At 66.8% G+C, this 12916-nt stretch carries 14 protein-coding genes and 1 riboswitch; of the genes, 7 read left to right on the top strand and 7 right to left on the bottom strand.

Annotated features, from left to right (window positions below; genetic code table 11):
• Positions 1–32 precede the first annotated feature (32 nt).
• Positions 33–1232: a molybdopterin-synthase adenylyltransferase MoeB gene (moeB, locus tag LQ144_RS12760; RefSeq protein WP_230119079.1), complete on the bottom strand. Its 1200-nt coding sequence runs from the start codon at positions 1230–1232 to the stop codon at positions 33–35.
• Positions 1233–1315: 83 nt separating this feature from the next.
• Here moeB and LQ144_RS12755 point away from each other — a divergent pair, with 83 nt between their 5' ends.
• From LQ144_RS12755 to LQ144_RS12745, 3 genes are all read left to right on the top strand, one after another.
• Positions 1316–1984, top strand: a complete 669-nt coding sequence (locus LQ144_RS12755; RefSeq protein WP_230119078.1) for a TetR/AcrR family transcriptional regulator — start codon at positions 1316–1318, stop codon at positions 1982–1984.
• Positions 1985–2045: 61 nt separating this feature from the next.
• Positions 2046–2270 carry a DUF3107 domain-containing protein gene (locus LQ144_RS12750; RefSeq protein WP_230119077.1) on the top strand — a complete coding sequence of 75 codons (225 nt, stop codon included), beginning with the start codon at positions 2046–2048 and terminating at the stop codon, positions 2268–2270.
• A gap of 8 nt (positions 2271–2278) precedes the next feature.
• The gene (locus LQ144_RS12745) at positions 2279–2581 is read left to right on the top strand and encodes a hypothetical protein (protein WP_230119076.1); all 303 of its coding nucleotides are present in this window, start codon (positions 2279–2281) and stop codon (positions 2579–2581) included.
• A 24-nt stretch (positions 2582–2605) separates the two neighbouring features.
• On the opposite strand, the gene LQ144_RS12740 is transcribed toward LQ144_RS12745, so the two are convergent.
• From LQ144_RS12740 to thiO, 4 genes are all read right to left on the bottom strand, one after another.
• Positions 2606–3271 (bottom strand): 4a-hydroxytetrahydrobiopterin dehydratase, encoded by a 666-nt coding sequence (locus LQ144_RS12740; protein WP_230119075.1) that lies wholly within the window; start codon positions 3269–3271, stop codon positions 2606–2608.
• Between the two features lie 63 nt (positions 3272–3334).
• Positions 3335–4171: a thiazole synthase gene (locus LQ144_RS12735; protein ID WP_290369764.1), complete on the bottom strand. Its 837-nt coding sequence runs from the start codon at positions 4169–4171 to the stop codon at positions 3335–3337.
• A 5-nt stretch (positions 4172–4176) separates the two neighbouring features.
• The gene (gene thiS / locus LQ144_RS12730; RefSeq protein WP_230119074.1) at positions 4177–4413 is read right to left on the bottom strand and encodes a sulfur carrier protein ThiS; all 237 of its coding nucleotides are present in this window, start codon (positions 4411–4413) and stop codon (positions 4177–4179) included.
• The gene (thiO, locus tag LQ144_RS12725) at positions 4410–5834 is read right to left on the bottom strand and encodes a glycine oxidase ThiO (RefSeq protein WP_230119073.1); all 1425 of its coding nucleotides are present in this window, start codon (positions 5832–5834) and stop codon (positions 4410–4412) included. The genes thiS and thiO overlap by 4 nt, the downstream gene beginning before the upstream one ends.
• Positions 5827–5947: riboswitch (TPP riboswitch) on the bottom strand. (Overlaps the previous gene by 8 nt.)
• A gap of 27 nt (positions 5948–5974) precedes the next feature.
• Here thiO and thiE point away from each other — a divergent pair.
• Positions 5975–6709 (top strand): thiamine phosphate synthase, encoded by a 735-nt coding sequence (thiE, locus tag LQ144_RS12720; protein WP_230119072.1) that lies wholly within the window; start codon positions 5975–5977, stop codon positions 6707–6709.
• Here the strand turns inward: thiE and LQ144_RS12715 are convergent.
• A complete protein-coding gene (locus LQ144_RS12715; protein ID WP_230119071.1) occupies positions 6706–7392 on the bottom strand; it encodes a ferritin-like fold-containing protein in 687 nt (228 codons plus the stop codon). The genes thiE and LQ144_RS12715 overlap by 4 nt on opposite strands.
• A 41-nt stretch (positions 7393–7433) precedes the next feature.
• Here LQ144_RS12715 and LQ144_RS12710 point away from each other — a divergent pair, with 41 nt between their 5' ends.
• The 3 genes from LQ144_RS12710 (at position 7434) to LQ144_RS12700 (ending at position 11969) form a co-directional block, all read left to right on the top strand.
• A complete protein-coding gene (locus LQ144_RS12710; RefSeq protein WP_230119070.1) occupies positions 7434–8960 on the top strand; it encodes an RNB domain-containing ribonuclease in 1527 nt (508 codons plus the stop codon).
• Positions 8961–9354: 394 nt separating this feature from the next.
• On the top strand, positions 9355–11088 hold the full coding sequence (locus tag LQ144_RS12705) for a DEAD/DEAH box helicase (RefSeq protein ID WP_230119069.1): 1734 nt from the start codon (positions 9355–9357) through the stop codon (positions 11086–11088).
• An 8-nt stretch (positions 11089–11096) separates the two neighbouring features.
• Positions 11097–11969 carry a site-specific DNA-methyltransferase gene (locus LQ144_RS12700; RefSeq protein ID WP_230119068.1) on the top strand — a complete coding sequence of 291 codons (873 nt, stop codon included), beginning with the start codon at positions 11097–11099 and terminating at the stop codon, positions 11967–11969.
• 65 nt (positions 11970–12034) lie between these two features.
• Here LQ144_RS12700 and LQ144_RS12695 read toward each other — a convergent pair whose 3' ends face one another.
• The gene (locus tag LQ144_RS12695) at positions 12035–12880 is read right to left on the bottom strand and encodes a PHP domain-containing protein (RefSeq protein WP_230119067.1); all 846 of its coding nucleotides are present in this window, start codon (positions 12878–12880) and stop codon (positions 12035–12037) included.
• Positions 12881–12916: the final 36 nt, after the last annotated feature.

Genomic DNA, 12916 nt, shown 5'->3' with positions numbered 1-12916 from the left:
TGCCCTGCCCCACCGACAACACGGCGCCCCTGTCAGTAGACGGGCTTCTGGGGCTCTACGTCCCTGACCCAGGCGAGGATGCCGCCGTCGAGATGGCTCACGCGCTGGTAGCCGGCCTTCCTGGCGGCGGCCAGCACGGCCGCGGAGCGTGTTCCGGCCTTGCAGTGGAAGACGATGTCCCTGTCCTGCGGCAGGTCGCCCCAGGCCTCGCCGGAGAGGATCCGGCCCTGCGGGATGAGCACGGAGCCCTCGATCCGGACGATGTCGTATTCCCCCGCTTCCCGCACGTCAACGAGATCGAAGTCCTTCAGCCCGGCGTCGCGGGAGGCCAGCATCGTGGCCAGCTGCGTCGCCGTGACGGTGTGCTCCGTGTCGGCGGCTTCCGCCGGGGCGATTCCGCAGAATACCTCGTAGTCCGTCAGCTCCGTAATCCTCGGTGCCGCCGGGTCCTTTGCCACCCTGATCTCGCGCCAGCTTCCGCCCAGGGCGTCGTACAGCGCCACCCGGCCGAGCAGGGAACGTCCGACGCCGGTGATCAGCTTGACGGCCTCCGTCACCATCAGCGCTCCGACCGCAGCACACAGCATTCCGAATACACCGCCCTCGCCGCACGACGGCACCGAGCCCGCCGGCGGAGCTTCGGGATACAGGTCCCGGTAGGTGGGGCCGTGGTTTTCCCAGAACACGCTGACCTGTCCGTCGAAGCGGAAGATCGAACCCCACACGTACGGCTTGCCCAGGATCGCCGCGGCGTCATTGACCAGATAGCGGGTGGAAAAGTTGTCGGCTCCGTCAAGGATGAGATCGTAGCCGGCAAAGAGATCAAGGGCGTTGGAGGCATCCAGCCGGACATCGTGCAGGCGGACTTCAACCAGCGGGTTCAGCGCCACGATGGCATCGCGCGCCGACTCGATCTTGGGCCGCCCCACGTCGGCCACCCCGTGGATGATCTGGCGCTGCAGGTTGCTCAGGTCCACGTCGTCGTCGTCGATGATACCGATGGTCCCGACGCCGGCCGCGGCGAGATACAGCAGGGCCGGCGAGCCGAGACCGCCGGCGCCGATCACCAGGACCCGGGCGTTCTTCAGACGCCGTTGGCCAAGAGCCCCGATCTCCGGAATGATCAGGTGCCGGGAATACCGCTCCACCTCTTCGGGCGAAAGTCCGGACGCCGGATCGACGAGCGGTTCCAGTGGGATGCGGGCTGTATTTGCGGTGGACGGAGAAGCCATACTTCAATGTATGCCTGAAGATACCGCGCGGTCATATTACCCCCGGGTAAAGTGAAGCTAACTGAAATGGAAAGAAGGCCACAGTGGTTCACGATGCACCGGTTGATCGAACTCAGGCTGCGCATTCCTCTTCCGGCGCCCCCCGCGCCGCCGGGCAGCGGTCGGCCAGGCTGCCCCGCGATGAGCGCCGTGCCCAGCTGCTGACGGCCGCGCAGGAGGTCTTCGTCGCCAATGGGTACCACGGCGCCGCAATGGACGAGATCGCGGAAACTGCCCATGTGAGCAAACCGGTGCTGTACCAGCACTTTCCGTCCAAGCGCGAGCTCTACCTCGCGCTCCTGGACAGCCACCTCAGCGCGCTGACTGACCTCATGATGGGGGCGCTCGACTCCACCACCGACAACAAGGAGCGCGTCCAGGCTGTCATGCGGGCCTACTACCGCTTCATCGACAGCGACGACCAGGCGCACCGGCTTGTCTTCGAGTCTGACCTCATCAACGATCCCGACGTCAGTTCGCGCCTTGAGACTTTCAACAAGGCTTTCGCCGACGCCATCGCGCGCGTCATTGCGGAAGACACCAAGCTGCCGCTCCTGGAGGCCCAGCTGCTGGGCCGGGGTCTTGCCGGCATGGCCCAGGTCAGCGCCCGCTATTGGCTTGAGACGGACGGAAACCTGGACCTGGATGTGGCCAGTGACCTGATCTACCGTTTAGCTTGGCGCGGAATCTCTCGCTTCCCCAAAGAGACCTAGACTACAAAGGGAGAACTACCTTTGGAAATGATTCAACATTGATTGGCTGGGAGGCCTTGCTGTGGAAGTAAAGATCGGCATTCAGAACATCGGCCGCGAAATTGTGCTGGAATCGACCCAGGATGCTGACTCCGTGGCCAAGGTTGTGTCGGAGTCCCTCGCGAAGGGCACGGAGCTGCGGCTGAGCGACGAGAAGGGCCGCCAGATTATTATTCCGGCCAGCGTTCTGGGCTATGTCGAGATCGGCGCGGAAGAAGTCCGCCGGGTCGGCTTCGGCGCACTCTAGGCCAAGCCGTGCTGTCCCTCGTCATCGTCTTCCTGGTCACCGTTGCTGCAGGCTTCATTGTCTGGGCCAATGACAAGCGCCATGCCAAGTACGGCATGATCCTGCCGGCAGGCGTGGCCACGGCGGTTGGGATGCTCGCCTGGATTATCTGCATCTGGGCGGGCCTCGGCTACCAGCCGGGCCTCACGTGGATTCCGTGGATACTTCCCATGGCGGCCGGCACCTCGGCGGCTGCAGCGGTAGCGGTGTTCCTTGGCCGGGTCCGTTCCAGGCAGGACACGCAGCGGCTGACCGCGGCCCTGAAGATGTAGGGAGCCACCCGCGACCCGGCTGGCTCAAAGATCCGGTCCGTGGCCTTCCTCGGTGCACAGGCACAACCGGTTACCCTGAGCGTCAGTGACCACCACCCACATGGGTGCGTGGTCACTGTTCATTAACGCGCCGGTTGCCGCGGTCTTGTCCAGGACGGGCGCGGATTCAGCCTTGGACCGGTGGATGTCCAGATGGAGGCGGTTGTCATTCGGGGTATCCGTTTCCTGGAACCACAGACCCGGACCGCGGCCGTAAGGGTCCACAAGATCGCCGAACCGGCCCTTCTTATAGCCCAGGGCAACGCGCCAGACCTCCGATATCTCTGTTGCGGCCGCCGTATCGATCCCAATATCCACTGTGCGGTACAGTCCCGGCTCCGCCTGGGCACCCGCCGCTGCGGCTGCCTCGCTGACCGCGGCCGCGGCGCCGACGTCGCGTGCCGTCACCTCCGTTCCGGCGTCATGGGAACTGAACCGGATGAACACGCGGTTGTAGCGCCAGTCCAGGTCCGGATGGTGGTTGCGTTCTTCCGCAAGGCGCCCGACGGCGGCAATCAGCTCAAGCGCGCCGGCCGCCGTCGGCGTCTTATAGACGGTGACCAGTCCGCCGAGCCGGTAACGCCAGTCCGGCAGGCCCCCGAGGGCCTCGTCGATCTGGGGGCGGGTGAGGATGTCGTCCGTGGCGGCCACTGCTGACTCCTTGGCGAGGTTACGGGCTAAGCCTGCCCGCCGGACGGGCCGCGGTGATCCGGGTTAGAGGAACTCCGCCCGGCCTTCCATGGCCGATGACGCCAAGGCATGCTCGCGGCGCGGGATCCGCCCGGCCGCTTTCGCCAGCCTACCGGCGATAACCGCGTGTTTGAAGGCCTCCCCCATCAGGGCCGGGTTCTGCGCCCGGGTCACGGCGGTGGCCAGGAGCACGGCGTCGCAGCCCAGCTCCATGGCCAGTGCGGCATCGGAGGCTGTGCCGATGCCGGCGTCCAGCACCACCGGGACGGAGGCGCGGGACACGATCAGCTCGATGTTGTGGGGATTCAAGATTCCCAGGCCGGTGCCGATCGGCGATCCCAGCGGCATGACGGCCGCCGCACCCAGGTTTTCAAGGCGCAGCGCCAGGACCGGATCGTCGTTCGTGTAGGCGAAGACTTTGAAGCCGCGGCTGACGAGCTGTTCGGTGGCATCCACGAGTTCCACCGCGTCCGGCAGGAGAGTGTGCTCATCGGCGATGACTTCGAGTTTGACCCAGTCCGTTTCCAGGGCCTCGCGGGCGAGTTCCGCCGTCATCACGGCGTCGCGTGCCGTGAAGCAGCCGGCCGTGTTCGGCAGCACACGGATGTTGTGGTCAAGGAGCAGCTGGAACAGGGATCCGGTTTCGGCGGGCGAATAGCGGCGCATGGCCACCGTGGTCAGTTCGGTGCCGGAGGCCAGGAGCGCCGCGCCCAGTCCGTCCAGGCTCGGAGCCCCGCCGGTGCCCATGATCAGCCGCGAGGTCAGCTCCACGCCGTCGATGACCAGGGGGTCTGCCTTGAACCCCGCCCTGCCCGTCGCCTTATCAGTCGTGCCGGTCGCCGCTGTCGTTGTTTCAGTCATCGTCCTCATCCTCCCTGAACTGCCGTGACGAGTTCGATTTCATCGCCCTCGGCGAGCGCCGTGCTGTTCCACTGGCTCCTTGGCACAACCTCCGAATTGCGGGCCACGGCCACGCCAAGCCGCTGGCCGTCGGCCGCCTGCCCGTTTGCAGCCAGTGTCCGCCCGGTGACGTTGCTGACCAGAGTTGTCACGGAGGCGCCTGCGCCCACTGCGTGTTGGTTGCCGTTCAGTGTGATGTTCATGCTGGTTCCTTGTCTCGGTCAAATGTGACTGTGCCCGTTGCGCAGCTGGCCGGTGTGCCGTTGCCCGGGGCGGCTGCGCCCGCCGCGGCGGGGCGCCCGGCCGAAAACCGCTCCGGACGGAAGGCGTGCCAGCGTTTGTCCTCCACGCCGTCCATCAGCCCGCGGCAGATGGCGGCTGCGGCTGGCGTCAGCAGCACGCCGTGGCGGAAGAACCCGGTGGCGATGATGAGCCCGGCAACAGTTGCCCGCAGCCCCCCGTCGGCCGCAGTGCCCGCCCGGCCCGCCGTGCTTCCGTGCCGCACGGTGCTGCCCTGCCCCGCCGTAATGCCGCCGAGGGGTACGCGGCCCAGCAACGGGGCGTTGTCGGGGGTACCCGGCCGGGCCCTGGCGGTCGATTCCAGGAGCTCGAGTTCTGCCACGGCCGGCACCAGCACCTGGGCGTCGCGGAGGAGCTGGTAGACCCCGCCGGCGCTGGGGGCTGAATGCCCGTCCTCCCTCTGGGTGGCGCCGATAACCACCGTTCCGTCCTGCCGCGGAACAAGATAGACGGGTATTCCGCGGACAATGCCCCGGACCGTGGCCGTAAGCAGCGGCCGGAGGTGCGCGGGAACCCGGAGCCTGAGGATGTCGCCGTAGACCGGGCGCAGGGGCAGCTTCAGCCCGTCCGGCAGTCCATCCAGCGACGCCGCCGCGAGTCCGTTGGCCACCACGGTTTCGGCGGCACGCACAGTGCCGCCGCCCGCCAGCCGGACGCCGCAGACCCGTTCGCGCTGCCCGCCGTCCCACAGCAGGCCGGCAGCGTTTTCCCTGATCTCATAGCCGTTTTCTGCACCGGCAACGGCCGTCCGCGAACCGGGTTCGTGGCGGGCCAGCGCAGCTGCGATGCTTGCCACCAGCATCCGCGGATCAACCTGGTGGTCAGCCGGGATGTCCAGCGCACAGGAGATGCCCGGGCTGAGCAGCGGCTCCCGCGACCGGGCCTCACGGATGGTCAGCGGCGCGACAACCAGGCCGCACGCCTGCTGGACTTCCCGAAGGTCCGTCAGGGTGCGGCGGTCGGCGGGGTCCGCACCGACGGCGATGGTCGGCGTCGAAAGATAACCGGTCTCCCTGCCGGCTCCGCCATCGGCGAGCGCCGCGGCGAAATCGGGCCATCTGGCAGAGGATTCGAGCATCAGTTCCAGGAGTTCCTGCTCCTGGTAGTGCAGCTCGCTGACAGGGGCGAGCATTCCCGCAGCGGCCCAGCTGGCCCCCGTCCCCGGCGCATCGTCAATAAGCACCACTGAGCGTCCTGAACGCCTCGCCTCCCAGGCAATCCCGTGGCCGATCACGCCGCCGCCGATGACGGCAACGTCAGCGTGCAGCGGTTCCGCGGCAGAAGTGTTTGTGGCGGAAGTGCTCCCGCCGGATCCAAGCTGCATGGAAATCCTTCCCTACGCCGGTACTAACCGGATCAGGTCAAGCGGTCGGCTCTTACGCCCTCTCAGCCCTGCGGCGTTTGTGACAGCTGCAGCGGGCTCCCGCGGTACCTGCCCAGTTTAGAGGAACTAGGCTGGTTGCCATGACCGCGCATGATGTCCACACCACCGCCCGACTGTACCTTTGCACCGATGCCCGCAAGGAGCGCGGCGATTTCACCGATTTCGTTGATGCGGCCTTCGCCGGAGGGGTGGATATCATCCAGCTGAGGGACAAGACCATCGAGGCGGCCGAGGAACTCGAACTCTTGGAAGTTGTGCGCCAGGCAGCCCACAGGCATGGCCGGCTCTGGGCCGTCAATGACCGGGCAGACATTGCGTCGCTGTCCGGGGCCCCGGTGTTCCATATCGGCCAGAAGGACCTGCCGCTGCGCTCCGCACGGAAGCTGCTGCATGACGCCACGGTGATCGGGCTGTCCACGCACACCCCTGACCAGGTGGATGCCGCGATCGCCGCCTCCCCCGGGCGAAGCGGTCTGGACTATTTCTGCGTTGGCCCGGTGTGGGCCACCCCCACCAAACCCGGCCGGGCCGCCGTCGGGCTCGATCTTGTCCGCTATGCGGCGGAGGCCGTAAGGGCGGCGGACGAGGAAAGGGTCGGCGGCCTGCTGCTGCCCTGGTTCGCCATCGGCGGGATCGACCTCACCAACGTGGAGCAGGTCGCGGCAGCGGGCGCCGGCAGGATCGTCGTCGTCCGGGCTATCACCGAGGCGCCGGATCCGGAGGCCGCGGCAGCCGAACTGCTCGAGGCCCTGGATGCGGGAGCGGAGAACGCCGGAGTGAAGGGCGCAGGCGCGCCGGTGGCAGGCCTGAACTAGCCGCTCAGACCGAGCTGCACCATCCGCCGGGAATGGTTTTCGGCGAGCTCGGAGGTGAGGCTGCGCACCCGCTCCCGGGCCGCGGCGTCGTCAGCACCGCTGTCCGCTTCAGTGATCAGCTCGGTCAGGAAGGCGTGTTCATAGCCCACGCGCTGTGCCTGCGTGAGCGCCTCTCCCAGGAGCCGCCGTCCCCACAACGCCAGCCGTGAGGCGAGCCGGGGATCATCGGCAAGGGCCACCCTCAACCTCTCGCGGAGGACCGCCGTCGCTTCCTCGGAGGACTGGATCTGCTGAATAAGCTCCCGGGTCCCGGCATCCACGTAGCGGGCCACGGCCTGGTAGAAATCGGCCGAGACCGTGTCCACCACATAGGCCTTCATCAGGGATTCGTACCAGTCCGCGGGCCGCGTCCGCTCATGAAAATGGTCCACCGCTGCCTGGAACGGGAGCATCGCGTCCTCGACGTCAACGCCCATCCCGGCGAGCCTCTCACTCACGAGCTCGTAGTGCTGGAATTCGATGACGGCAATCCTGCCGAGCACCGCGCGGTCGTGGAGCGTGGGCGAGTAGCGGGCGTCCGACGACAGCCGTTCGAAGGCGGAGAGCTCGCCGTATGCCATCACCCCGAACAGATCAGCGACGAAACGGTCGTACCGAGCGGTGTCAGCCGAGGATGTGCCCATAATCCAAGACTAACTGCGGAAATCGGGCTAACCTGATTTTCGTGCCACATCATCGCCTATCCCCCAGCGTCCATGAACAGACCAATGCCCTGGCGGAGGCCCTGAGTGCGCTGCGGACCGAGCTGGAGCTCCCGGGGCAGTTCCCCTTGGAAGTGCTCAAGGAGGCCGAGGCGGCTGTGGCGCAGCGGCAGCTCCCGGAGCTGGACTTGACCGACGTCGAATTCCTGACCATCGACCCGCCATCCTCAACCGACTTGGACCAGGCCCTCTTCATCGAAAGATCCGCAGACGGCTACCGCATCCTGTACGCCATCGCCGATGTGCCGTCCTTCGTGGTGCCCGGCGGCGCCCTCGACGCCGAAACCCGCCGCCGCGGCCAGACCTTCTATGCTCCGGACGGCCGCATCCCCCTGCACCCCGAGGTCATCAGCGAGAATGCGGGCAGCCTGCTCGCCGGCCAGCTCTGTTCGGCGTTCGTTTGGGAGTTCGAACTCGACGCAACGGCCGAGGTCGTCTCCGCCCTGGTGCGGCGGGCGATGGTCCGCAGCCGTGAGAAGCTCAATTACAAGGGCGTCCAGACCGAGCTGGATGCGGGAACCGCCTCCCCGCTCCTGCAGCTCCTTCGCGAAGTCGGGCTCAAGCGTGTCGAGCTCGAGCGGGCCCGCGGCGGTGCCAGCCTGAACATGCCGGAGCAGGAAATCGTGCAGCTTCCCGACGGCGGCTACCGGATTGTGGCGGCCCCGCAGCTTCCGGTGGAGGACTGGAACGCCCAGATCTCCCTGATGACCGGCATGGCGGCAGCCTCGCTGATGCTCGACGGCAAAGTGGGCGTCCTCCGCACAATGCCGGCCCCAGACGAACGCTCGCTCGCCCATTTCAGGCGCCAGACCGATGCATTGGGCAAGCCGTGGGACGGAAAAGTCAGCTACGGGGAGTACCTGCGGACGCTGGATCCCACCGACCACCGGCAGCTCGCCATCCTGCATTCGGCAGGAATGCTCTTCCGCGGAGCCGGGTACACCTATTTTGACGGCACGGTTCCGGACGACGCCATCCAGTCCGCCATTGGCACGGCGTACGCCCACACCACCGCGCCCCTCCGGCGGCTGATCGACCGCTTCGTCCTTGTCATTTGCGAGGCGCTGAGCAATGACCGCCCCGTTCCGGCCTGGGCCCGCGCAGCGCTGCCCTCCCTTCCCGACATCATGGCGTCCTCGGACCAGCTGGCCGCCAAGATGGAGCGGCTGGCCCTGGACACCGTGGAAGCGGCCCTGCTCAGCAACCATATTGGCCAGGAATTCGACGCCGTGGTGATCTCAGGGTCCAAGCCCGCCAAGAACAACGGCAATGGAAATGCGAACGGAAACGGGAACTGGAAGGGTTCAAACGGCAGGGCGTCCAACGGCAAGGCGTCCAACGGCACTGGCCCGTCCGGCATCGTCCAGATTGCCGAACCTGCTGTCACTGCCCGCTGCGCCGGCGAAATGGAGCCGGGCACCAAAGTCCGGGTCCGCCTGATCTCCTCGGACATCGCGACACGCGAGGTGCACCTCGAACTGGTCGGCTGACTCGGGCCAGGAAGCTGATGCCTCGGCGTTGACTTGCCGCTACGCAGCGCCTTCCTGCCCTGATGCGCCTTCCTGCTGCGCTGCGCCTTCCTCCTCTGCTGGCCCTACTCCTGCCCGCGCTCCGCCGCGCACGTCAGGGAAACGGGTTTTGCCGGTTAGACTGGAAGGGTAGATATGGATGCCCGGTCGTTGATTTCCTTAATTTTCGAATTCAACAAGCCCGCCCCTACGCGATCTTGAGACACACCCGCTGGTCCCCAGTGCCAGTATTTAGATAGCCCGCGATCGGCTTCCACTGGATTTGCTTGCGCGCCTGAGCGTGCTCCGGAACGGCCCTTGCGGCTGGCCGTTGAGCAGGCGGCGCCAATGCCCAAATGAATAAGGAAACTCCACTGTGAGTGAATTGCATACCCACCAGCTTCTCTCTGATGACTCCGGAATCGAGACCATCGAGCCGGAAGAAACCATCATCTCGGACGAAAAGCCGCACGAGATCGCGGAGAAGACCTTCGCGGACTTCGACGTCCGCGCCGACATCGTGGAGTCCCTTGCCGACGCCGGCATCACGCACCCCTTCCCGATCCAGGCCATGACCCTACCGGTCGCCCTCAGCGGCCACGACATCATCGGCCAGGCCAAGACCGGCACCGGCAAGACCCTCGGCTTCGGCATCCCGGCGCTGCAGCGCGTCGTCGGACCGGACGACGCCGGCTATGACTCGCTGCCCGCGCCCGGCGCCCCGCAGGCCCTCGTGATCGTGCCGACCCGCGAGCTTGCCGTCCAGGTCGCCAATGATCTGCAGAACGCCGCCCGCAAGCGCAACGCCCGCATCACCACGATCTACGGCGGCCGCGCGTACGAGCCCCAGGTCGAGGCGCTGCAGAAGGGCGTCGAGGTCGTCGTCGGCACCCCCGGCCGCCTCATCGACCTCTACAAGCAGAAGCACCTCGTGCTGAAGAACGTCAAGATGGTCATCCTTGACGAGGCCGACGAAATGCTTGACCTCGGCTTCCTCCCGGACGTCGAGACCCTTATCGCCGGCACCCCCGCCGTCCGCCAGACCCTGCTGTTCTCGGCCACCATGCCCGGACCGGTCGTCGCCATGGCGCGCCGCTACATGACCAAGCCCACGCACATCCGCGCGGCCGACCCGGACGACGAGGGCCTCACCAAGCGCGACATCCGCCAGCTGATCTACCGTGCCCACAGCATGGACAAGATCGAGGTGGTGGCCCGCATCCTGCAGGCCCGTGGCCGCGGCCGCACCATCATCTTCACCAAGACCAAGCGCACGGCCGCCAAGGTTGCCGAGGAACTGGTGGACCGCGGATTCGCCGCGGCCGCCATCCATGGCGACCTCGGCCAGGGCGCCCGCGAGCAGGCCCTGCGCGCCTTCCGCAACAACAAGGTGGATGTCCTTGTGGCCACGGACGTTGCAGCGCGCGGCATCGACGTCGACGACGTCACGCACGTCATCAACTACCAGTGTGTTGAGGACGAAAAGATCTATCTGCACCGCGTGGGCCGCACCGGCCGCGCCGGCAACAAGGGCACCGCCGTGACGTTCGTGGACTGGGACGACATGCCGCGCTGGGGCCTCATCAACAAGGCATTGGGGCTGAGCGTTCCGGAGCCCGTCGAAACGTACTCCTCGTCGCCGCACCTGTACGAGGAGCTGGACATCCCGGAAGGCACCAAGGGCAGGCTTCCGCGCAGCAAGCGCACCCTGGCTGGCGTCGACGCCGAGGTCCTGGAGGACTTGGGAGAGACCGGCAAGAAGAACTCCCGCACCAGCGGACGGGACAGTGGCGGACGCGAAAGCGGCGGACGCGAAAGCGGCCGTTCCGGCGGCCGCGACGGCGCACGCTCCGGCAGCAGGGAAGGCAGCCGCCGCACCGGCGGCGAAACGGGCGGACGTTCGGGAGACCGCCGTCGTCGTTCCACCGATTCCGCCTCCGACGCCGGTAGCGCACCCGCAGCGGCTTCCGCCGCAACCGCGACAGCGGACGGCGAGCAGCCCTCACGAGCCCGTCGCAGCCGCACGCGCACCCGCCGCCGCGACGGCGAAGTGGTCGCAGGCAGCGAGTCCGCGGCAACCGGCTCACAGCCGGGCAGCACCGAGGCCTAAAAGCCTCAATGACTGAAACTGTCTGGGCGCCGGACGGCAGCAACCTGGTGGTACACGCGGACAACGCGGATTTCCTCCCCACGCTGCCGGACGGCGCCTTCACACTCATTTACGTGGACCCGCCGTTCAACACGGGACGGACCCAGCAGCGCCAGGAAACCAAAATGGTGCTCAACGCCGGCGGCGACGGCGACCGTGTCGGCTTCAAAGGCCGTTCCTACGACACCATCAAGGGCGCCCTGCACCGCTACGACGATGCGTTCAGCGACTACTGGTCGTTTCTGGAACCGCGGCTCGTTGAGGCATGGCGCCTGCTTGCTGACGACGGCACGCTCTACCTGCACCTGGACTACCGCGAGGTGCATTACGCCAAGGTCATGCTGGACGCGATCTTCGGCCGCGAGTGCTTCCTCAACGAGATCATCTGGGCGTACGACTACGGGGCGCGCGCCAAGTACCGCTGGCCCACCAAGCACGACAACATCCTGGTTTACGTGAAAAACCCGGCCAAATACCACTTCAACAGCGCCGAAGTGGACCGGGAGCCATACATGGCGCCTGGGCTGGTGACGCCGGCGAAGCGTGAGCTCGGCAAGTTGCCCACGGATGTCTGGTGGCACACGATCGTCTCCCCTACGGGAAAAGAGAAGACCGGCTACCCCACGCAGAAGCCTGAAGGCCTGGTGCGGCGGGTTGTTGCCGCCTCAAGCCGCCCGGGCGACTGGTGCCTGGACTTCTTCGCAGGATCCGGGACGCTCGGCGCCGTGGCCGCCAAGCTGGGCCGCAGATTTGTGTGCGTGGATCAGAACCAGCCGGCCATCGACGTCATGGCCAAGCGCCTGGGCGCGCATGCCGAGTTCGCCTCCTACCCGCCCGAGTGACTCGCACTTACTGTTGTTTTGAGGGCTGAAAACGGCCACCACTGCGAGTTAGTTGGGAACGGCGGTCAGCGGATGACCGCGCTGCCGGTGCCGAGCTCTTCGATCCGGGCAAACGCCTCGGGCGCCGTCAGATTTTCGCCCAGCAGGTTGGGCTTTCCCGTGCCGTGATAGTCCGACGATCCCGTAATGAGCAGGCCGTGCCTGGCGGCGAGGCCGCGCAGGAACTCGCGGCCCGCTTCGGTGTTGTCCCGGTGATCGATCTCAAGTCCCGCCAGTCCGGCGTCGATCATTTCCCGGTAGGTGCGCTCCCCCACCACGCGTCCGCGGGCGGACGCCACCGGATGGGCAAAGACCGGGACGCCGCCGGCTGAACGGACAAGTTCGACGGCGAGCGCGGGAGCCGGCGCATAGTGCTGCACGAAGTACCGCGAATGCGAGGTCAGGATCGAGGTGAACGCTTCAGTGCGGTCCGCCACCACGCCGGCGGCCACCAGCGCGTCGGCGATGTGCGGCCGTCCAAGGGTTGCCCCCGGCGCCACATGGTGGATCACGTCGTCCCAGCTCAGCGGGTAGTCCTCGGCCAATAGAGTGACCATGCGTTCGGCCCGTGTGAGGCGCGCGTCCTTGGCCTTGGTGATCTCTTCGAGCAAGCCCGGGTGGGCCGGGTCGTGCAGGTAGCTGAGCAGGTGGACGCTGATCCCCTCTTCCGTGCGGCAGGAAATCTCCATGCCAGGCACCAGTGCCACCCCGTTTTCGAGCGCCGCCCGCGAGGCTTCGTCCCAGCCGTCCGTGGAGTCATGGTCCGTCAGGGCAATGACGTCCAGCCCCGCTGCCGCCGCGGCTGCCATGACAGCGGCCGGCGGCTCCGTGCCGTCGGAGATGTTTGAGTGGGCGTGCAGATCTATCCTCACTAGCCCAGCCTAGTAGATGCCCGGCTGATACGGCCG

It is taken from the genome of Arthrobacter sp. Bi83 (genome assembly GCF_918698095.1).
Classification (GTDB): domain Bacteria; phylum Actinomycetota; class Actinomycetes; order Actinomycetales; family Micrococcaceae; genus Arthrobacter.
The sequence above is the reverse complement of the archived record's forward strand: the minus strand, read 5'-3'. Positions and strand labels throughout refer to the sequence as shown.

What these genes read in the sequence shown, in the direction of transcription:
- moeB (WP_230119079.1), bottom strand. Translation starts at nt 1,232, where the DNA reads ATGGCTTCTCCGTCCACCGCAAATACAGCCCGCATCCCACTGGAACCG.
- LQ144_RS12735 (WP_290369764.1), bottom strand. Translation starts at nt 4,171, where the DNA reads ATGACTGAAACAACGACAGCGGCGACCGGCACGACTGATAAGGCGACG.
- thiS (WP_230119074.1), bottom strand. Translation starts at nt 4,413, where the DNA reads ATGAACATCACACTGAACGGCAACCAACACGCAGTGGGCGCAGGCGCC.
- thiO (WP_230119073.1), bottom strand. Translation starts at nt 5,834, where the DNA reads ATGCAGCTTGGATCCGGCGGGAGCACTTCCGCCACAAACACTTCTGCC.
- thiE (WP_230119072.1), top strand. Translation starts at nt 5,975, where the DNA reads ATGACCGCGCATGATGTCCACACCACCGCCCGACTGTACCTTTGCACC.
- LQ144_RS12715 (WP_230119071.1), bottom strand. Translation starts at nt 7,392, where the DNA reads ATGGGCACATCCTCGGCTGACACCGCTCGGTACGACCGTTTCGTCGCT.
- LQ144_RS12700 (WP_230119068.1), top strand. Translation starts at nt 11,097, where the DNA reads ATGACTGAAACTGTCTGGGCGCCGGACGGCAGCAACCTGGTGGTACAC.